This is a genomic window from Sulfitobacter sp. 1A12779, assembly GCF_043557315.1.
Classification (GTDB): Bacteria; Pseudomonadota; Alphaproteobacteria; order Rhodobacterales; family Rhodobacteraceae; genus Sulfitobacter; species Sulfitobacter faviae.
The window spans coordinates 21,785-41,022 of the sequence record NZ_JBIFFU010000020.1 but is presented as its reverse complement, the minus strand read 5'-3'; the positions used below and the strand labels follow the sequence as shown (position 1 = coordinate 41,022).

Annotated in this window: 17 protein-coding genes; 7 read left to right on the top strand and 10 right to left on the bottom strand. The window is 62.4% G+C overall.

The window, feature by feature from the left end:
• Positions 1-80: 80 nt before the first annotated feature.
• The 6 genes from ACGYLQ_RS17150 to ACGYLQ_RS17125 form a co-directional block, all read right to left on the bottom strand.
• Positions 81-680 carry a superoxide dismutase gene (locus tag ACGYLQ_RS17150; protein ID WP_394444066.1) on the bottom strand — a complete coding sequence of 200 codons (600 nt, stop codon included), beginning with the start codon at positions 678-680 and terminating at the stop codon, positions 81-83.
• Positions 681-802: 122 nt separating this feature from the next.
• Positions 803-1,381, bottom strand: a complete 579-nt coding sequence (locus ACGYLQ_RS17145) for a sarcosine oxidase subunit gamma (protein ID WP_394444064.1) — start codon at positions 1,379-1,381, stop codon at positions 803-805.
• A complete protein-coding gene (locus ACGYLQ_RS17140; RefSeq protein ID WP_394444061.1) occupies positions 1,374-4,391 on the bottom strand; it encodes a sarcosine oxidase subunit alpha family protein in 3,018 nt (1,005 codons plus the stop codon). The genes ACGYLQ_RS17145 and ACGYLQ_RS17140 overlap by 8 nt, the downstream gene beginning before the upstream one ends.
• 61 nt (positions 4,392-4,452) lie before the next feature.
• Positions 4,453-4,782: a sarcosine oxidase subunit delta gene (locus ACGYLQ_RS17135; protein WP_394444059.1), complete on the bottom strand. Its 330-nt coding sequence runs from the start codon at positions 4,780-4,782 to the stop codon at positions 4,453-4,455.
• A gap of 108 nt (positions 4,783-4,890) precedes the next feature.
• Complete coding sequence (locus tag ACGYLQ_RS17130) at positions 4,891-5,148, bottom strand: hypothetical protein (RefSeq protein WP_394444057.1); 258 nt, start codon at positions 5,146-5,148, stop codon at positions 4,891-4,893.
• A gap of 103 nt (positions 5,149-5,251) precedes the next feature.
• The gene (locus tag ACGYLQ_RS17125) at positions 5,252-6,496 is read right to left on the bottom strand and encodes a sarcosine oxidase subunit beta family protein (RefSeq protein WP_394444056.1); all 1,245 of its coding nucleotides are present in this window, start codon (positions 6,494-6,496) and stop codon (positions 5,252-5,254) included.
• Between the two features lie 196 nt (positions 6,497-6,692).
• On the opposite strand from ACGYLQ_RS17125, the gene ccmI reads away from it, so the two are divergent.
• Genes ccmI through ACGYLQ_RS17110 form a run of 3 tightly spaced genes read left to right on the top strand, consistent with a single transcriptional unit; the run spans position 6,693 to position 8,624 of the window.
• Positions 6,693-7,922, top strand: coding sequence for a c-type cytochrome biogenesis protein CcmI (gene ccmI / locus ACGYLQ_RS17120; RefSeq protein WP_394444054.1), 1,230 nt, complete (start codon positions 6,693-6,695; stop codon positions 7,920-7,922).
• Positions 7,919-8,392 (top strand): Holliday junction resolvase RuvX, encoded by a 474-nt coding sequence (gene ruvX, locus ACGYLQ_RS17115; protein WP_067264722.1) that lies wholly within the window; start codon positions 7,919-7,921, stop codon positions 8,390-8,392. Before ccmI ends, ruvX begins: the two co-directional genes overlap by 4 nt.
• A complete protein-coding gene (locus ACGYLQ_RS17110; RefSeq protein WP_067264719.1) occupies positions 8,385-8,624 on the top strand; it encodes a DUF1289 domain-containing protein in 240 nt (79 codons plus the stop codon). The genes ruvX and ACGYLQ_RS17110 overlap by 8 nt, the downstream gene beginning before the upstream one ends.
• 7 nt (positions 8,625-8,631) lie before the next feature.
• Here ACGYLQ_RS17110 and ACGYLQ_RS17105 read toward each other — a convergent pair whose 3' ends face one another.
• Both ACGYLQ_RS17105 and ACGYLQ_RS17100 read right to left on the bottom strand, forming a co-directional pair.
• Entirely contained in the window at positions 8,632-8,886 is a 255-nt protein-coding gene (locus ACGYLQ_RS17105) for a hypothetical protein (protein ID WP_394444052.1), read from the bottom strand.
• Positions 8,887-9,037: 151 nt separating this feature from the next.
• Positions 9,038-9,859: a sulfite exporter TauE/SafE family protein gene (locus ACGYLQ_RS17100; RefSeq protein ID WP_067264714.1), complete on the bottom strand. Its 822-nt coding sequence runs from the start codon at positions 9,857-9,859 to the stop codon at positions 9,038-9,040.
• Between the two features lie 184 nt (positions 9,860-10,043).
• On the opposite strand from ACGYLQ_RS17100, the gene ACGYLQ_RS17095 reads away from it, so the two are divergent.
• Positions 10,044-11,231: a multidrug effflux MFS transporter gene (locus ACGYLQ_RS17095; protein WP_394444050.1), complete on the top strand. Its 1,188-nt coding sequence runs from the start codon at positions 10,044-10,046 to the stop codon at positions 11,229-11,231.
• 2 nt (positions 11,232-11,233) lie between these two features.
• Here the strand turns inward: ACGYLQ_RS17095 and dusA are convergent, their stop codons facing one another.
• The gene (gene dusA / locus ACGYLQ_RS17090) at positions 11,234-12,256 is read right to left on the bottom strand and encodes a tRNA dihydrouridine(20/20a) synthase DusA (protein ID WP_394444048.1); all 1,023 of its coding nucleotides are present in this window, start codon (positions 12,254-12,256) and stop codon (positions 11,234-11,236) included.
• Positions 12,257-12,364: 108 nt separating this feature from the next.
• Between dusA and ACGYLQ_RS17085 the strand changes: the two genes are divergently transcribed.
• Positions 12,365-13,549 carry a site-specific integrase gene (locus ACGYLQ_RS17085; RefSeq protein ID WP_394444046.1) on the top strand — a complete coding sequence of 395 codons (1,185 nt, stop codon included), beginning with the start codon at positions 12,365-12,367 and terminating at the stop codon, positions 13,547-13,549.
• 34 nt (positions 13,550-13,583) lie between these two features.
• On the opposite strand, the gene ACGYLQ_RS17080 is transcribed toward ACGYLQ_RS17085, so the two are convergent.
• Positions 13,584-14,900 (bottom strand): hypothetical protein, encoded by a 1,317-nt coding sequence (locus ACGYLQ_RS17080; protein ID WP_394444044.1) that lies wholly within the window; start codon positions 14,898-14,900, stop codon positions 13,584-13,586.
• 503 nt (positions 14,901-15,403) lie between these two features.
• Between ACGYLQ_RS17080 and ACGYLQ_RS17075 the strand changes: the two genes are divergently transcribed.
• Together ACGYLQ_RS17075 and ACGYLQ_RS17070 are read left to right on the top strand one after the other, a co-directional pair.
• Positions 15,404-17,914 (top strand): AAA family ATPase, encoded by a 2,511-nt coding sequence (locus tag ACGYLQ_RS17075; protein WP_394444042.1) that lies wholly within the window; start codon positions 15,404-15,406, stop codon positions 17,912-17,914.
• Complete coding sequence (locus tag ACGYLQ_RS17070; protein ID WP_394444040.1) at positions 17,911-19,215, top strand: McrC family protein; 1,305 nt, start codon at positions 17,911-17,913, stop codon at positions 19,213-19,215. Before ACGYLQ_RS17075 ends, ACGYLQ_RS17070 begins: the two co-directional genes overlap by 4 nt.
• Positions 19,216-19,238 lie beyond the last annotated feature (23 nt).

The following is a 19,238-nucleotide window of genomic DNA, read 5'->3' as shown; positions in this document are numbered from 1 at the left end:
GGCGTAGCCGTGGGCGTCGGTGACTGGGAGAGCGCCACACGCATCAGGCGCGAGCGGCTCTCGCACGCGCCGCCGCTGGATCACATGCGCGACGCGACGTTGTCCCAGTTCACAAGGTTGTCGAGGAAGTTCGACAGGTAGTCGGGGCGCGCGTTGCGGAAGTCGATGTAGTAGGAGTGCTCCCACACGTCACAGCCGAGCAGCGCGGTCTGGTCAAAGCAGAGCGGGTTCACGCCGTTCTCGGTCTTGGTGACCTTCAGGCTGCCGTCTTTGTCTTTCACCAGCCACGCCCAGCCGGAGCCGAACTGACCCGCGCCCGCGGCCTTGAACTCGTCCTTGAACTTGTCGACGGAGCCAAAGCTCTCGGTGATCGCCTTTTCCAGCTCACCGGGCATTTTGTTGTCTTCCGGGCTCATCAATTCCCAAAACTGGTTGTGGTTCCACAGTTGGGAGATGTTGTTGAAGATGCCGGACTGGGCCACGGCGTTCGGGTCGTAGGTGCCCTTGATGATCTCTTCGAGGGTCTTGCCCTCCCACTCGGTGCCCTCAATCGCCTTGTTGCCGTTGGTGACATAGGCGTTGTGGTGCTTGTCGTGGTGGTATTCCAGCGTTTCCTTGGACATGCCTTTGGATGCAAGCGCGTCGTGAGCATAGGGGAGATCGGGAAGTTCAAAAGCCATTTCTGGGCCTCCTCGTTTGGAAATTTCGCTGCGGCCACTTGATGTTGATCAAGCGGCAACGTCAAGGTCAACGTCTGCAAATCACATCCGTTCCGAGAGAAATAGTCAGTTTTTCTCCCGACTTAGGCCGTTTGGAAATGGCCGACCGCGCTGCCGGGCTGGGCCGCGACGCAAAGCTGGTCGAACATATACTGCGCCACCGAGCGAAAGCAGATCACCTCAAAGGCGCCATCGTCGCGCAGCCAAAAGGCGGCGGGCACCTGCCCCATCCGGGTGCGGCGGAACATGCCGGGGGTGAATTGATCTGGGGCGAGGTCGACGGGGGCGAGCTTGGCCAGCACCTCCCGCGCATGGGGGCCCTCGACACGAAACGCTGCCCGCGCGCCAGAGACATCCATGGCGGTGCTATGGGTATCCTCGAAGGCCGCATGCAGCCGCGCCAACACCTCGGGCACCTGCGCGTGGGGGCAGAAGAGCAGCAATTCATCGGGCGACATCCAAGCCACCCCGGCATCCCCGGCGAAGCGGCATTGCCCCCGCTCGGGGCGCTCCACCTCGGTGAGTTTCTTGGTCACCTTGCGCAGATAGGGCGCATCAAGATCGCCGCGGATCGTAATCATGCCCATGGGTGCAACTTCAGAAATCACAGCGATACCAGCGTCATAGCGGGCGTTCTTCAATGCGCTTACGGGTTCAGACATTCTGTTTCTCCCCCTTGGGATCATAAAACACCGGATCGACGATCCGCGCCTCATAGGTCTTGCCATCGGTGCCGGGGAAGGTCAGCACTTCGCCCGTCCGGTCCGGTCCATGCAGGACTAGCCCCATGGCGATGCCCCGGGCCAGCGTTGGGGAGTGATAGGAGGAGGTCACCCGCCCCTGCATCACCTTCTGGCCGTTCTCATTCTCACCTTCGCCGAGCGCATAGGCCCCATCCGGCAGGGTGCTGCCATCTGTCGTCTCAAGCCCCACCAGTTTCCAGCGGGTCGGATCCTGCATATGGCTGCGCTCTTGCGCGCGTTTGCCAAGATAGTCGTCCTTCTTTTTCGAGATCGCCCAGTTCAGGCCAAGGTCTTGGGGGATCACCGTGCCATCGGTCTCATCCCCGATCATGATGAAGCCCTTTTCAGCGCGCAGGATGTGCAGGCATTCCGTGCCATAGGGCATCACGCCCAAGTCATGCCCGGCGATCAGCAGCGCGTCCCAAAAGGCCTGCCCCTGCCCGGCCTCGACCGCGATCTCATAGCTCAACTCCCCCGAGAATGAGATGCGGAAGACGCGGACCTTGAAGCCGCCAAGCTCACCCTCGGTCCATTCCATGAAGCCAAGCGCCTCGCGGCTGAGGTCCATCCCGCCGAGTTTCTCCAGACATTTGCGCGCATTGGGGCCGACCACGGCCACCTGCGCGTAATGTTCGGTGGCGTTGACCACATGCACTTTCCAATCCCACCACTCGGTCTGGAGCCATTCCTCCATATGGGCATGGATGCTGTCGGCCCCGCCGGTGGTCGTGTGGCAGAGGAAGGTCTGCTCATCCAAACGCGCCACGACGCCATCGTCGATAAGGAAACCATTTTCGTTGCACATCAGCCCATAGCGGCATTTGCCGGGTTTCAGCGTCGACATCATATTGGTGTACATCATGTCGAGGAACCGCGCCGCATCCGGGCCGCGCACGATCAGTTTGCCAAGGGTCGAGGCATCCAGCAGGCCGAGGTTCTGGCGCGTGTTGGTCACCTCACGCATCACCGCGTCATGGGTGCTTTCACCGTCGTGCGCATAGGCATAGGGCCGCCGCCACTGGCCGACTGGTTCCCAAACCGCGCCGTTGGCCGCGTGCCAGTCATGTAGCGGGGTGCGGCGGATCGGCTGGAAGGTATCGCCCCGCGCCGCCCCCGCAATCGCGCCCATCGAAATCGGGTGGTACGGCGGGCGGAAGGTGGTGGTGCCGACGCTGGGGATCTCTGCATCCAGCGCCCCGGCGAGCGTGGCAAGCCCATTGATATTGCTCAACTTCCCCTGATCCGTCGCCATGCCGAGCGTGGTATAGCGTTTGGCATGTTCAACTGAGACGAAACCCTCCTGCGCCGCCAGCCGCACGTCCGAGACCTTTACGTCGTTCTGGTAGTCGAGAAAGGTCTTTTCGCGCAGTTTGACGCTGGCGCCCTGCGGCATTTGCCAGACCGGCATCATCGGCGCTTCCTCGCGCCGCGCCGCCGTGGGTGCCGCCAGATCGCGCGGCAGTTTGAAGCCGAGCGACGTCGCCACCCCATCTGCGGCAGCATGGGCGTCATGCAGCACGTCGTCGAGGGCAAAGACCCCCGCCGCAGCCCCCGCCGGTGTCACGAAACCATGGCCATCCGCCCCGGTGGGCGGGTGGTCCTGATCAGGACGGAAACAGGCTTTCGCCTCGTCCCATGTCAGCTTGCCACCGCAGTGCGACCACAGATGCACCACCGGGGACCAGCCGCCCGACATGGCCACGGCATCGCAGGCGATCTCTTCCAGCACGGCCCCTTCGCCCGCCTGCGAACAGACGGCCACACCGGTCACCCGCTTGCCCCCCCGAACCGAGGATACCGCATGGCCCATGACCACCCGAATGCCAAGCGCGCGGGCCTGCGCGACCAATTCGCTGTCCTGCGGCAAGACGCGGGCATCCAGCACGGCGGGCACATCAAGCCCCGCCTGTTTCAGCGCAATCGCCGTGAGATAGGCATTGTCGTTATTCGTCACCACCACGGTGCGGTCACCGGGTGAGACCCCGTAATTCGCCACATAGTCGCGTATTGCCGAGGCCAGCATCACGCCCGGCACGTCATTTCCCGCAAAGCTCAGCGGCCGTTCGATCGCGCCCGTGGCGGTGATCACATGGGCCGCCCGCACGCGCCAAAGCCGATGACGTGGGCCTGCGCTCTGGGGCGCATGATCCCGTAGCCGTTCATAGCCCAGCACATAGCCGTGATCGTAAACCCCTGCCCCCATGGTCCGGTCGCGCAGATCGACATTCTCCATGCCACGCAAACGGTCGAGCGTTTGCGCGATCCAATCCTCCACCGGCGCATCGTCGACCGTGCCGCCGTCAACCGGCGCCCGCCCGCCCCAATGGGCCGACTGCTCCATCACGATGACACGCGCACCGCTTAGGCCCGCGGCCAAGGCGGCCTGAAGCCCCGCGACACCGCCGCCGATGACCAGCACATCGCAGAAGGCGTGGAAGTGTTCATAGGTGTCGGCATCTGCCGCCTTGGGCGCTTTGCCCAGACCGGCGGAATGGCGGATGATCGGCTCATAGAGATGCTTCCACAGCGGGCGCGGGTGCATGAACATCTTATAGTAGAAGCCCGCGGGGAGAAAACGGCTGAGGTGTTTGTTGATCGCGCCCACGTCGAACTCAAGGCTTGGCCAATGGTTCTGGCTTTCCGCGGCCAACCCCTCGTAAAGTTCGGTCGTGGTGACGCGGGCATTGGGCTCGAACCGCCCCCCTTGGCCAAGACCGACCAGACCGTTGGGCTCTTCGGGGCCGGAGGTCACGATGCCGCGCGGACGGTGATACTTGAACGAACGCCCGACCAGCACCTGATCATTGGCCAACAGCGCCGAGGCCAGCGTGTCGCCCTCATAGCCGCGCATCTGCTTGCCGTTGAAGGTAAAGCTCAGCGGTTTGCTTTTGTTCAGCAGGCGGCCGCCTGTGGCCAGTCTTGTGCTCATCGTGGAAAACCTTGGGGGCTGAGGATGGGGTGAATACCGGGGCGAGAAACGAGGTCGGGGGTTAGCTGGCGCGCTGCCACTGCCAATCAGGGTAGCGTTTGCGGATCGCCTCAAGGATGTGATCCGGTGGGGCAAGGGTCTGCGCGGGATAGCTGCCAAAGACTTCGAGCGTGGCGGTATCGCGGGCCGTGTGGAACCACTTGCCGCAGCCATAGACATGCCGCCAACGCTCAAGATGCACGCCCTTGGGGTTCTCACGCATGAAGAGGTAACGCTCAAAATCCTCTTCGGAGCCGCCGGGGCCGATACGTTTCAAATGCGCCTCCCCGCCGCCGTGAAATTCCGTCTCTTCGGCGGTGACATGGCAGCAAGGACAGGTGAGGATCAGCATGGGCAGGCTCCTACGCGGGTAGAGAACGGCAAAACGCCGCCCCGGCGCGACAGCGCGGAGCGGCGTGAATCGTGAAAAGGCGACGCTGCGCGCGTGGCCGAGGGGGATTTACTCGGTCGGGGTTGCTGCCTCATCGACGGCATCTGCCGTGCTTTCGGCAGCACCTTCGATGTTAACGTTGACGTCATTCGCGCCATCGAGGTCACCGCCCGCGAAGAGGAAATAGGCCAGCAAAGCCACCACGACGACGACCGCGCCCACGATGAAAGCAAGGCCGCTGTTGCCGCCACGGTCCGTTGTGGTCGTGGTTGTGGTGGTGTTGGTATGATCGACGTGATCCGTGCGGTTGTGATCCGGGGTTGCCATTGTTCAGCTCCGTTATATTCAATGTCTGAACGGGTAACCCCGGGCCGGGCACTGGCGTTCCCCCCCGTGCTGAGCAGCGGCGAATTGTGGCCGATCCACAACATCAATGCGCCACCCCAGCGGCCACAGATTCATCGATAAAGCGGCCTTCGGCGAAACGCGCAAGCCCGAAGGCGTCGGTCAGGGGCGAATGCCCCTTGGCCATCAATTCCGCAAAACCCCAGCCCGAGCCGGGGATCGCCTTGAAGCCGCCCGTGCCCCAGCCGCCATTGATAAACACCCCCTCGACCGGGGTCTTGCTGAGGATGGGAGAGCGGTCGCCAGTGACATCCACGATGCCGCCCCATTGCCGCAGCATCTTGAGCCGCGAGATCATCGGGAAGGTCTCGACCAGCGCGCGCACCGTCTCTTCGATATGGTGAAAGCTGCCGCGCTGCGTGTAGTTGTTATGCCCGTCCGTGCCGCCGCCGATGACCATCTCGCCCTTGTCGGATTGGCTCATGTAGCCGTGCACCGTATTGGCCATGACGACGACATCCATACAGGGTTTGACCGGTTCTGAGACCAGCGCCTGCAAGGCCACGCTTTCGATCGGCAGACGAAAGCCCGCCATATTCGCCAGCTGGCCCGAATGCCCGGCCACGACGATCCCCAGCTTGTCGCAATCGATATCGCCGCGTGTGGTGCTGACGCCGGTCACCTTGCCGCCCGTCTGGCGCACGCCGGTGACCTCGCATTTCTGGATGATGTCCATGCCCATATCCGAGCAGGCCCGCGCATAGCCCCAAGCCACCGCATCATGCCGCGCGGTGCCGCCGCGGGCCTGCCAGAGCCCGCCCAGCACCGGGTAGCGCGGCCCGTCGATGTTGATGATCGGCACCAGTTGTTTGACCCGGTCCGGCCCGATGAACTCGGTCTGTACGCCTTGGAGAGCATTGGCATGGGCCGTGCGTTTGTAGCCGCGCACCTCATGCTCGGTCTGTGCCAGCATGATGACGCCGCGTGGGCTGAACATGACGTTGTAGTTCAGGTCTTGGCTCATCGTCTCGTAAAGACTGCGCGCCTTTTCGTAGATCGCAGCCGAAGGGTCTTGCAGATAGTTCGAGCGGATGATCGTCGTGTTGCGCCCGGTGTTGCCGCCGCCAAGCCAACCCTTTTCCAGCACCGCGACATTGGTGATGCCGAAGTTCTTGCCCAGATAATACGCCGTCGCCAGCCCATGCCCGCCCGCGCCCACGATGATCACGTCATAGCGCTTTTTCGGCTGCGCATCCCGCCATGCGCGGGTCCAGCCCGTATGATGGCGCATCGCCTCTCGGGCCACTGCGAAAACGGAGTATTTCTTCATCACGTCACTTCCCGGCAAGGATTCGGGCCGCGCGGGCGGCTGTGCTCAGTTCTGAGCCTAGGAGTAGATATGCGAAATGACCACCACGGCATTTGGACGCGGTTTTGCGACATGCGGCGCGATTGGTGAAAAATGCCGCAGGGCACGCGGCATTTGCGGGCTTTTGTCGGGGCCGGTCAAAGGTTAGGTAGAGGCCATGATATTCTGGTTTCTCTCTGGCGCGATGGCGCTTGTCGTGGGCGGTCTTCTGGCGCGGGCAGCTTGGCGCGGCGCGGATACGCCCCTGCCCGCTCAGGCGGACTATGATCTGAAGGTCTACCGCGACCAGTTGGACGAAGTTGAGCGCGACGTGGCGCGCGGCATTGTCCCCGAGGCCGACGCCGCCCGCATTCGGACCGAGATTTCGCGCCGCATCCTAGCCGCCGATGCCGCCCGCGACGGTGGCCCGCAAACCGCCGCGCGCCCCGCGCCCTTGGTGCTGATCGCCGGGGTCGTGGCCTTGGGGGCTGGGTCTTTGGCGCTTTATTGGCATCTGGGGCAGCCCGGCTATGGCGATCTGGCCCTCGCTGACCGCATCGCCTTTGCCGAGGATATGCGCCGCAACCGTCCCAGCCAGCAAAGCGCGGTGGAAAGCCTGCCCCCCAGCCCCGCCACCGAAGGGCTGAGCGCCGATTACCTCGCCTTGATGCAGCAGCTGCGTGCCACGGTCAAAGACCGGCCCGAAGACCTGCAAGGGCAGACCCTTCTGGCGCAGAACGAAGCCCGGATCGGCAATTTCGCCGCCGCCGCCGAGGCACAGGCCAATGTGCTGCGTCTCAAAGGGGCCGACCGCACCGCCAAGGATATCGCGGATTATGCCGAACTCTTGGTGCTGGCGGCGGGCGGCTATGTTTCGCCCGAGGCGGAAACCGCCCTGCGCGAGGTGTTGAACCGCGATGAGCAGGATGGCCGGGCGCGCTATTACCTCGGCCTGATGATGGTGCAAACCGGACGGCCCGATGTGGGCTTTCGCATCTGGGACGCGCTGCTGCGGCGCGGGCCTGCCGATGCCCCCTGGATCGAGCCGATCCGTGCGCAGATCGCCCAAGTTGCCGCCCTTGCCGGGGTGAATTACGAGATGCCGCAGATTGGCACTGGCACCCCCGCGCGCGGCCCTTCGGCCGAAGACATCGAAGCCGCCTCGGAGATGAGCGCGGATGATCGGATGGAGATGATCGGCGGCATGGTCGCGGGGCTGTCGGACCGTCTGGCCAGCGAAGGCGGCCCGCCGCAGGACTGGGCGCGGCTGATCACGTCACTGGGGGTCTTGGGCGATACCGATCAGGCCCGGGCGGTCTATGATAACGCGCTTGAGGTTTTCTCGGGCGATAATGCGGCGCTGGACATGATCCGCAGCGCCGGGGAACGCGCAGGGGTGGCAGGATGATTTACGACGAAACCGCAGATTTCATCGCCGCCCTGCCCCCGATGCAGGCGCTGATCGGGCTGGACTTGGGTGAAAAGACCATCGGCGTGGCGGTGAGCGATAGTTTCCAATCCGTCGCCACCCCGCTGGAAACCGTGCGGCGCAAGAAGTTCGGCGTCGATGCCGCCCGCCTGACCGAGATCATCGCCGAACGCCGCATCGGCGGGCTGGTTCTGGGGCTGCCGCGCAATATGGATGGCACCGAGGGGCCGCGCTGCCAGTCGACCCGCGCCTTCGCGCGCAACTTCGACCGGCTCAGCCCGCTGCCGATCACCTATTGGGACGAGCGCCTGTCGACCGTGGCCGCCGAACGCGCGCTTCTTGAGGCCGACACCACCCGCAAACGCCGCGCCGAGGTCATCGACCATGTGGCGGCGGGCTATATCCTGCAGGGGCTTCTGGATCGTTTGCAGGTGATGCGCCGTGACTAAGAAGGTTTGGCAACGTGATGAGGTTGAAAGCCCCTGCATCAACATCTGCGTGGTGCATCCCGAAAGCCGTCTTTGCACCGGCTGCCTGCGGTCGATCGACGAGATTGGCCGCTGGTCCGCGATGAGCGCCGAGGAACGCCGCGCCATCATGGCGGAACTGCCCTCACGCGAGAGCGCCCATGCGAAACGGCGCGGGGGCCGCGCGGCGCGGCTGGCCCGGCGGCGCGACTAAGGCGGGCTCAGGCGCCGCGGCGCTGGACGATCTGGTTCAGGAAAATAAGGGCCGCTTCGCCGTGGGTGACATCCTGATGCCCCATCGGGGCCGCGTTGTAGTTGGCGGCAGACACAGAGGCGCGGGCGAAGGTCAGGCTGGTCTCACGGGTGAACATCCCATCGAAACGAAACGCCCGACGGCCCCGGCGCGCAGGTTTCCAATAAGCAAGGTCGCCGCCCTGCCCTTTGAGAATGATCGCTTTGGTCCCGCTTCGGCGCATCTCGTCACGTCCCTTGGTTCGGATGATTCTGCGTTTGTTATGCCATTTAGCCCGCAGTTTGTGTCGAGATTGCGGCAATTCAGTGAACATTGTCCGAAATTGGGCAGAAAGAGCCGCATTTCGGCAGGAGTAAGGTCAAAACCGGGTCGCCTTAGCCCCAAAGCGCCTTTCTGAGCATGTTCAGCGCCACCAGCACGAGGAAGACGGCAAAGACCCGCCGCAGCGGCTTGGGGTCCATCGCATGGGCCAGCCGCACGCCCCAGGGCGCGGTTATCAGCGTCATCGCCACGACAATCCCAAAGGCTGCGAGGTTGACCGCCCCGAGCGTCAGCGGCGGGCGGTTCTGGCCGATGTCGACAAAGAGAAAGGCAATCACCGAAGGCACGGCGATCAAGAGGCCAAAGCCCGCCGCCGTGGCCACGGCCTTGTGAATGGGCCGCCCGTGCAATGTCATCAGCGGCACGCCAAAGCTGCCGCCACCGATCCCCATGAGCACCGACAGAAAGCCCACCATCGGCGACAGGAGCGCGCGTTTAAGGCCGCGCGGCATGGTCTCCCCCAAGCGCCACTCGCTGCGCCCAAAGCCGAGGTAGAGGCCCACGCAGAGCGCCAACCCGCCAAAGATCACCTGTAGCGTCTGGGTTCGCAGTTGCGACACCAGCAGCACGCCCAGAATGGCCCCCAGCATAATCCCCGGTGCCCAAGTGCGCAGAATCTCCCAATCCACCGCGCCCTTCTTATTATGCGCATGAACCGAGCGCGCAGAGGTGACGATGATCGTCGCCAGAGAGGTCGCAAGGCAAATCTGCATCAACTGCGGCCCGCCGTAGCCCAGCGACTGCAGCACATAAAAGAACGCCGGGACCAAGACGATGCCCCCGCCGACGCCCAAAAGCCCGGCCAAAATCCCGGCAAAACCGCCGATCAGGGCGAGCAGCACCAGCATCGGCAATAGATCGTTCAATTCTGGCATGAGCCCCTCCCCGGCTGTCTTTGGCTCTATCAAGCCGTTTCGCGCGAAGGGTTCAAGGCGATAACGCCGGGGTTGCACTTTGCCCAAGGCCGGTTAGGTTGCCCGCGACTGTGGGCCCCAAGCGCACCGACCGTTTGCCGCCTGCCCCATATGGCCCCGGCCATTCCATCCGAAAGGACATCTCGTGCTACGTTCAGCGCTCATTCTCGGATTGCTGGGGCTGGTCGGCCCCTTCGCCATTGATATGTATCTGCCCGCCATGCCTGCCATCGCCGCCAGCTATGGCGCCTCTGAAACGGCGGTTCAGGCGACGATCACCGCCTATTTCATCGCCTTCGGACTGGGGCAGCTTTTCTACGGCCCTTGGGCCGATCAGGCGGGGCGCAAACTGCCGATCATGGTCGGGCTCGCGCTGTTTCTGGTCGCCTCTTTCGGGGCGGCCTTCGCCCCCTCGATGGCGGCGCTGACCGGCTGGCGCGCCCTGCAAGGGCTGGGTGGCGCGGTGCTGATGGTGGTGCCCCGCGCGATCATCCGCGACCAATATACCGGGACACAGGCGACGCGCTTGATGGCGATGTTGATGCTGGTGATCTCGATCTCGCCCATGCTGGCCCCGCTGGCGGGCAGCGCGGTTCTGGCTTTGGCCGATTGGCGCGCGATCTTCATCGCCCTCGGCGTGCTGGCGGTTGCCGCGCTGGCCCTCACCGCCACCGCCCAGCCCGAGACGCTGCCTACAGAGCGCCGCGTTCGGATCAATCCGCGCAGCCTTTGGCGCGGGGCGAAAGTGCTGCTTAGCGATCCGATCTTCATGGGGCTGACCTTTATCGGCGGCTTCGCCATGGGGTCTTTCTTTGTCTTCATCGCCTTCGCGCCCTTCGTCTATACCGGGCAATACGGGCTGGGGCCGACGGGGTTCTCGCTGGCCTTCGCGGTCAACGCGGTGGGCTTCTTCTCGGCCTCGCAATTGGCGGGATGGCTGGGCGAACGTTGGGGCATGCGCAGCCTCGTCCGGCGCGGGGTCGCGGGTTTCGTAATCTTCTCCACCGCAATCTTTGTCACCGCGTTGGTTACCGAGCCGGGTCTCTATCTGGTGATGGCGGGTCTGTTCTGCGCCAATGCCTGCCTTGGCGTGGTGGTGCCGACGGTGATGGTCGTGGCACTGGATGACCACGGCGATATCGCGGGGCTGGCCTCGTCCTTGGGCGGCACCTTGCAGATGGTGGCCGGGGGCCTTTCCATCGCGCTGGCCGGTCCGTTTTTCGACGGCAGCGTCACGCCGATGTTGGGGGCCATCGCGGCCTGCGGTCTGGTGGCGGCCCTGCTCACATTGGCGCTGCTGCGGCCCCGCCCTGTGGCCGAACCCAGCGTCTGACCCTACCCCGCCGCGGCCATGTCCTGTGCCGCGGCGACTTCGGCCAAAGCAGCCTCGACCAGTTCTGGGCCCGCGCCGGGCTTATGCGCCCCTTCGGAGAGGATACGCCGCCACTGCCGCGCACCGGGCCGCCCGGCGAAAAGCCCCAGCATATGCCGGGTGATCTGCCCGAGCCGCCCGCCGTCTGACAAATGTGCCTCGATATAGGGCAACATCCCCTGCACCGCCGCCTCAGCACTGCTGTCGCTGCCCTGCCCGAAGATGCGCCGGTCTGCCGTGGCGAGGATATCCGCAGGCGCGTGATAGGCACTGCGCCCCACCATGACGCCATCGAGCCCCGCATCGAGAAAGGCTTCGGCCTGATCAAGCGAGGTGATCCCGCCATTGACCGAGATGTGCAGGTTCGGGAACAGCCCCTTCATTCGGTGGACGAGGTCATAATCCAACGGCGGAATATCGCGGTTTTCCTTGGGGCTTAGCCCCTGCAACCACGCCTTGCGGGCATGGATCGTCACCCGGGTGCAGCCCGCCGCCACGATCCGCGACAGGAACTCGGGCAGGATCTCTTCGGGGTTCTGATCGTCCACCCCGATGCGGCATTTCACCGTCACTTCGACATCGCAGGCCGCGCGCATCGCGTCGACGCAATCGGCAACCAGCCCCGGCTGCTGCATTAAAACGGCCCCGAATGCGCCCGATTGCACCCTGTCAGAGGGGCAACCGCAATTAAGGTTAATCTCATCATAGCCCGCCGCGGCCCCCAACCGCGCCGCCTGCGCCAGCTCTTGCGGGTCCGACCCGCCCAGTTGCAATGCAACGGGATGTTCGGCGGGGTCGTGGTCCAGCAGATGCAACGCGCCACCACGCACCAAGGCGGGGGCGGTCACCATCTCGGTGTAAAGCAGGGTTTCACGGCTGAGCAGACGGTGGAGGTAGCGGCAGTGGCGGTCGGTCCAATCCATCATCGGCGCGACCGCCAAAAGGGGCATATTGAAATTATTGGATTTTTTATTTTTATCAGCCATTTATCGCTCAATCCTCAAGCCCGTTCCCGTCTCATTTGTTGTAAATCGCGCCCATTTCGGGTAGGATTTACAACAAATGTTGTAACTTGGGCCAAATGTTGTAACCCCATGGGTACCATCATCAAGCGAAAGCGCAAAGACGGCACTGCCTCCTGGCTTGCCCAGATCGCCGTTCGGCGGGCTGGAAAAACCGTCTGGCGCGAAAACCGGACCTTCGAGCTGCGCTCGATCGCCGCGGCCTGGATCGAGAAGCGCGAGAAGGACCTCGCCAAGCCCGGCGCCCTCGAAAACCTGCCCATCGGAGAGACCCGCCGCCGCGAAGTGACCCTCGGCGACGCCATCGACAAATATGTGGAAGACAGCGCGAAGGCAATCGGTCGGACCAAGGCGCAGGTGCTGAAAAGCATCAAGGAGTTCGACATCGCGAACAAGCTCTGTGCCCAGATCGACAGCGCCGACATCGTGGCCTTCGCCAAGGAGAAGCTGAATACCGGTGTCTCGCCGCAAACTGTGTCGAATTACCTCTCCCATCTCAGCGCAGTCTTCACGGTGGCCGGCCCGGCCTGGAACTATCCGCTGGACGAGCGCGCAATGCGCAATGCGATGATCGTCGCGAAGAGGCTGGGCCTGACCCAGAAGAGCCGCCACCGCGACCGGCGGCCAACGCTGGATGAACTCGAGCAGTTGATGGCGCATTTCCTCGACCGCTCGATCCGTCGTCCCTCCTCTGTCCCGATGCATCGCGTCATCGCCTTTGCGATCTTTTCGACCCGGCGGCAGGAGGAGATAACCCGGATCAAATGGGCAGACCTCGACAAGGAGGGCAAACGCGTCCTCGTGCGCGACATGAAGAACCCCGGTGAGAAAATGGGCAACGACGTCTGGTGCGACCTGCCCGATCCGGCGCTGGCGATCATCGAGGCGATGCCCAAACACGCGAGCCAAATCTTCCCCTATTCCACCGATGCGATCAGCGCTGCGTTCACTCGGGCAACGCAGTTTCTGGGGATCGAGGATCTGCGCTTCCACGACCTGAGGCACGAAGGCGTCTCGCGTTTGTTCGAGATCGGCTACAACGTTCCACACGCGGCTGCTGTTTCCGGCCACCGGTCATGGACGTCGCTCAAGCGCTACACCCACTTGCGCCAAACCGGCGACAAGTTCGCTGATTGGAACTGGAATGCGGAAGTCACCACGCGGGATCCGAGGCAGCGCAAAAGAAACCCCGCGCGGCCGGGTTCTACAGCCAAACTTCGGACAAGACCGGTTCGACGCCCCGGAGAAGATACATGAGCATCGTCCCTTAAAATTATGTAACAAAATACAATTAGTCTTCGGGATATTGCCGCGTGTAGCGCTCATCCGGCGCGACCCACTGCTCCAGGAATTCCAGCGGATCGAGCGTTCCCATCATGGACCGCGCAAGATCAAGCCGAGAGGACAAGGCCTGGCGCCTGTCGGTCTCGACGCCGGCAAGACGCTCCTCCGCCTCGCGAAAGAAGCTTTCGATCGACATCGCGGCGGACCATTTCTGGATCACTTCGGAAAGTTGTTCGCGGCTTTGGGCAAGGGCGTTGTCCCCGTTGCGTCGATCCTGTTTGCGCTTCCAGCGTTCCTGCTGTTCCACCCATTCGCGTTGCTTGCGGATGGCCGCCGCCTCGGCTTCTGCAGTCTTGGACTTGAGGTCCGGCACGACGGCTTCCAGCTCCTTCACGATCCTTGGGAACATGGACGGCAATTTTAGCTTTGGTGTCTCTTGCCATATCGCCGACCACTCTACGTCCCGGCGCGGCGCGTAGGCGACTAGCCGGAAGCGCCCGGACGGAACATCGTTCTCGGTCGTCCAGGAATGGACCAGCTGGTGTGATCTGGCGGCCTTCACGACCGCACTGTCGTCCCGCACATACTTGCCCTTAAAGTATCTGAGCGTGACCCGTTCGGACATTTCGACGAGCGCAAGACCGATGGGAGCCTCGCCGATATAGGCGACGGTTGGGCGGTGCGGTGCCCAAATCCGTCCGCAGGAATAGCGCCCGTATTTGCGATCCTTCTCCGGAACCTCCCGCTCTTCGATCTGCGCCCGAAACAATGGTTGATCGGGCGGCGCGAAGGTCACGCGATACCCTTTCCGCTCGAACGCATCGTAGAGCCCATTCGCGAGGTCCAATGCGCGTAGCAGCTGCGCCTCGGACATCACGATGTCCGGCAGGAGGAGCTTGTAGGGTCGAAGAAACTCGTAGTCGTCAATCTTGCGCGTCTTGCGATAATGCGGCTCGACGCCGCGAAGGATCGGATGCCGGGCATCCTTGCGCTGCCTGTCACGACTAGGTGACGACACCGAAGATCTGGTGGCAGGTGTCACGGGACGCGCGAGCGGCGTATCCGTCGACCGGACAAGCTGATCGCCTAGCTTTGCAGGGGGAAGTCGAGGGCGTGGAGAGGCCTTTCCGACCGCCTTCTTTTGCCAGTAGCCAGCGGGAGGCCGGGGCACAGCCAGCGTCGTACAGACCCGGGCGATATAGGAACCAGATACACCATACTCGGCCGCCAGGTGGCTGATGGGTGTCGACCAGACCTTTTGGTAAACTTCTTCTCTCGTGACTTGTCTGGAGCGGGACACAGTGGTGGTGGTGTCGTCAGGCAAGTCTTTATTCTCGTAAATTCGGCCCAATGGGACGTTTGCTAATCAGCCCCATACGGTGCCGCCAACTCAGGTTACATCTGTCTGAAATACCGTCTATAATTCCGATATCCGAAGCTCAAGACGCGAAACATAATGATCACGATCGCAGACAAAATCATAAAGCGCATCCGCGCACGGGGTCGTGGAAAATGGGTGTGCGCTGCCCGAGACTTCCCTGATCTTGGCGGCCGGGCTGCGGTCGATCAGGCACTCTCGCGCCGCGCCAAGGCCGCAGACCTGCGACGTGCCTTGCCGGACGGCATCAAGGAGGATCTTGCCCGCAACAGTGCAAGCTTACCTGGCTTGGCCGTTCCCATAGCCCGTAGCCTTGCGGATCGCGGAGAGGTGGCAAGGTCATGACTGAGGGCTTCGAGCGTTTTCTTCCGCCCCTGAATGTTGGGATTTTGCCGACCAGCACAGCCCCGTAGGAGGCTGCACACAGATAAATAGTGAAGGGCCCTAATTTGAAGGATGAGAACGAATTCAAGGCGTGGCTGGAACAAGGCGGCGCACAAACCGAAGCGGGGCGAAACTCGAGGACCTATGCCGTTCGAACGATAGAGCGAAATCTCGCTGCACTTGGCATGCCCTACCAGAATCTCGAGGAGGCCTGGGAGGCCGATCAGTTCGCAGGGCTCAGAGACCGTCTCAAAGCCATACGTGACGATGCTCGTTCAGGGGGCGAAGACTATCGAATCCTGATGCCCGATTCAGAGAAGCCGCACAATCGGCTGTCGAATTGGAGCAGTTGGTTGGCGCAGTACGGGCGGTTTATTGCGGGCGAGCCGCCGGGCGCCGCAAAGGATGCGGATCGCATTCGCCAACACGTTCTGGAACAGTATATCGAGCCAGCCCGTGAAGAAAGTACATCCCATGTCGACGTGCTTGTCCGGGACGTGAATACGGCACTCAATCTGAATGAAGCCTGGCCGAACATTTGTCAGGCTTTGGCGGGCAAGATTTTCCAGGACCTCGCACAGGTCAGCGCTCCGGAACGGATCGGGGCTGATCAAAGCTCGGCCACGGTGTTTCGCTTTGGACTCGACGAGTCGATGGCGTCACAGAACGAACGACCATTCACGCTATTTGATGGCGCTGGAAATCCGTACCAACCAGTGAAGAATTTCAATCGGTCCAACGGAGTTTCAGCCTATCGGATCAAGCCCAAGGGTGCGGGCAACAAAGCGGACGAAGCGATCGCAACCGAAGACCTGGTCGACGTCGCGCGGGCAATGCTCGTGGACGGGCTTGCTTCGAGAGTCAAAGCCATTGCTGGCGGCACGGTCAACTATTTGACCTACGGTGGGGAAAAGCTCGTTCGATACCAACTTGATCCCGACATAGCGAAAAAAATTGGTGTGCCTGCCAGTGGCAGCGTTCAAGAAACGACAAAGCAGGTAGAGAATAGTATGGCCATTGCCCAACAGGATGAGCGTCCCACAGCTACCAATCTTATTCTCTATGGTCCGCCAGGCACAGGGAAGACGTTCAGCACAGCGACTGAGGCTGTCAAGTTGTGTGGGGAGCCTGTGCCAGAAGATCGCGACGATCTGATGGCGGTCTATCAGGGACTGCTCGCCGCAGGGCGGATCGAGTTCGTCACGTTTCACCAGTCGATGGCTTATGAAGAGTTCGTCGAAGGCCGACAGCCGATGACCGGCGCGGACGATGGCGAGGACACATCCTCGGGTGGGTTCCGGTTGGAAACCGTGCCGGGCATTTTCCGTCGCATCGCACGACGTGCGGAGGTGAGCAGAGGAACGGTCAGTTCTGAAACAAAGCTTTCGCTCGAAGGCCGACGTGTTTTCAAGATGTCGATAGGCGCAAAGTATCTGCCCGAAGACGCACCTCTCTTTGAGGAAGCAATCGAGAAGAATTGCGCGATCTTTGGGTTCTACGATTTTGATCTTTCGGATCCCCGATTTGACACACGAGAGGCAATCCACGCTGCTGCGGAGGCCCGGCGTAAGGAAGACCCAGAGGCCTTTGTTTCTCAGCCAGCCTCAATGATGACCAACCTTTTTCGGAACAGCCTGAAAGTCGGCGACGTACTAATCGTGACCAAGGGAAATCTGCTTGTCCGCGCAATCGGTATCGTCGAAGGAGACTACGAGTTTAGTCCGATAGAGGGGCGTGCTGGGGACTATGCCCATCGCCGCGCCGTGAATTGGCTTTGGGTTGATCGGGATGGCATAGAAGCGAGCGATGTTGCCAAAGTAGGCCTCGTTCAGCGAACGATCTATGAAATCGACAAGTCCTCGCTCAACGTGCCGGCCCTTGAACGCTACATGAACAGCCAGCGGAACGAGGGGCCATCTGATCCCGAACCTTTCGTCCTGATCATCGACGAGATCAACCGCGCCAATATCTCCAAGGTTTTCGGCGAGCTGATTACGCTCTTGGAATCGGACAAGCGTCTCGGTCAGGCGAACCAGCTGAAGGTGCGCCTTCCGTATTCCGGGGACGAGTTTGGTGTTCCGTCGAACCTGCATATTGTCGGGACGATGAATACGGCAGACCGCTCCATCGCCCTGCTCGATACGGCGCTGCGGCGGCGGTTCACATTCCGCGAAATCATGCCCAATCCGGCCGTTCTGAAGGAGGCTGCGGCCCGCACAGGTATCGATCTGCCGACCCTTCTGACGATCATCAATGAACGGATCGAGTACCTCTATGACCGTGACCACCAGATCGGCCATGCCTATTTCACCGGCTGCGACACCCGAGCGGATGTGGACGAGGTCATGCGGCACATGGTGATCCCGCTGCTGGCCGAGTATTTCTTCGAAGACTGGGGCAAGATCGCCGCGGTTCTGGGGGATCTGGATACGCATGACGGGCCGATAGAGGGCGGCTTTCTGAACAGGTCCGTCCTGAAGGCACCGCCGGGGCTCGACAATGGTGAAGCGATGCCGCGCTTCCGGTGGGACGTGCGCGAAGGCAGCTTCGATTACGCGCGGCTGCTCGGTTCATGATCCGCCGCACGCTCCGCGAATGGCAGCGCATCGGCTACGGCGATGACAACACGACCATCCCGCCCTCCGAGGCTGATCGAATTGCCGCCCTTGCGGCGCGCTCGAGCTTCGCGGGGCGTGGCGGCGAAGGCGTGCTCGAACACGGCCGCAAAGGGTTGCGGGCGCGCGGCGTGGTCGGCGTGATTGCCGCGCCGGGCTGTCAGCTGGAGATCCTCCCGAAGATCGAGGGCCTGGGAGAACACGAGACCACGGACGAAGCCCTTCGTCGCCGCCTCATCCACATGCTGGCGGTTGTTCACGATCTGCGGATCGATGCCGGATCGTTGGCCCAGCTCGGATGGCAGAAGGACACCATTCTGGAATTGTTGATCCGGCTGTTTTGTGCGCGCCTCATGGAAGCGGTGCGCATGGGGCTGCCGCGCCTGTATGTGGATCACGCAGACGACCTCCCTGCCCTGCGCGGCAGGCTCGATGTCACCCGGCAGTTTTCACGCCATGCGGTGGCGCCGCAAAAGCTGGCCTGTCGCTATGATGACTTGTCCTCTGACATTGCGCTCAATCAGGTGATGCGCGCCGCCGTGACCCGTTTGCAACGTGTGGCTCAGGCCCCCGACAATCAGCGTATCCTGCGCGAGTTGGGCTTCGCCTATGCGGACGTGACCGAGGTTCCTATCCCCGCGCTGCGATGGGACCAAATCATACTGGATCGGACCAATCAGCGGTGGCGCGAGCTTCTTTCCTTCGCGCGGCTCCTGCTTGGGGATCGGCATCAGCAGACCAGTGCCGGGGCTACAGATGGTCATGCGCTCTTGTTCGAGATGAATGCCTTGTTCGAGCAATACGTTGCCAGACTGGTCACCCGTGCTCTGGCCGGAAGCGGATACCGTGTCGCAGCGCAGGGCGGGCACCGTGACTGCCTGTTCGAAGCGGGAACGGGGCGGTTTCGGACCAAACCTGACCTCATCATCCGGCAGGGGGATCGAACCGTCCTCGTCATCGACACGAAATGGAAACGGATGGCGCCGCGCATCGACGACCCGAAGCAGGGTGTCAGCCAGTCCGATGTGTATCAATTGATGGCCTATAGCCAGCTCTACCGCTGCCCGGAGGTCATGCTGCTCTATCCACACCACGGTGATTTGCCGCCCGAGCCGATTTGTACCCGCTACGCAATCGCCAGCGACGGCGCCGAAGAGACCCTCCAGGTTGCGACACTGGATGTCACCGGCCCTGCACATACCCATATCGAAGCCCTGAAACACCTGTTGGCGCAGACCTTGCCTGCCGCGGTCGCAGCCTGAGCGCTTGTCAGGCAAGATAAACG

Excerpts from the sequence above, each read along its gene's own strand:
- ruvX (WP_067264722.1), top strand. The coding sequence starts at position 7,919 with ATGATTTACGACGAAACCGCAGATTTCATCGCCGCCCTGCCCCCGATG.
- ccmI (WP_394444054.1), top strand. The coding sequence starts at position 6,693 with ATGATATTCTGGTTTCTCTCTGGCGCGATGGCGCTTGTCGTGGGCGGT.
- ACGYLQ_RS17105 (WP_394444052.1), bottom strand. The coding sequence starts at position 8,886 with ATGCGCCGAAGCGGGACCAAAGCGATCATTCTCAAAGGGCAGGGCGGC.
- ACGYLQ_RS17125 (WP_394444056.1), bottom strand. The coding sequence starts at position 6,496 with ATGAAGAAATACTCCGTTTTCGCAGTGGCCCGAGAGGCGATGCGCCAT.
- ACGYLQ_RS17085 (WP_394444046.1), top strand. The coding sequence starts at position 12,365 with ATGGGTACCATCATCAAGCGAAAGCGCAAAGACGGCACTGCCTCCTGG.
- ACGYLQ_RS17140 (WP_394444061.1), bottom strand. The coding sequence starts at position 4,391 with ATGAGCACAAGACTGGCCACAGGCGGCCGCCTGCTGAACAAAAGCAAA.
- ACGYLQ_RS17100 (WP_067264714.1), bottom strand. The coding sequence starts at position 9,859 with ATGCCAGAATTGAACGATCTATTGCCGATGCTGGTGCTGCTCGCCCTG.
- ACGYLQ_RS17150 (WP_394444066.1), bottom strand. The coding sequence starts at position 680 with ATGGCTTTTGAACTTCCCGATCTCCCCTATGCTCACGACGCGCTTGCA.
- ACGYLQ_RS17145 (WP_394444064.1), bottom strand. The coding sequence starts at position 1,381 with ATGTCTGAACCCGTAAGCGCATTGAAGAACGCCCGCTATGACGCTGGT.
- ACGYLQ_RS17130 (WP_394444057.1), bottom strand. The coding sequence starts at position 5,148 with ATGGCAACCCCGGATCACAACCGCACGGATCACGTCGATCATACCAAC.
- dusA (WP_394444048.1), bottom strand. The coding sequence starts at position 12,256 with ATGGCTGATAAAAATAAAAAATCCAATAATTTCAATATGCCCCTTTTG.
- ACGYLQ_RS17070 (WP_394444040.1), top strand. The coding sequence starts at position 17,911 with ATGATCCGCCGCACGCTCCGCGAATGGCAGCGCATCGGCTACGGCGAT.
- ACGYLQ_RS17135 (WP_394444059.1), bottom strand. The coding sequence starts at position 4,782 with ATGCTGATCCTCACCTGTCCTTGCTGCCATGTCACCGCCGAAGAGACG.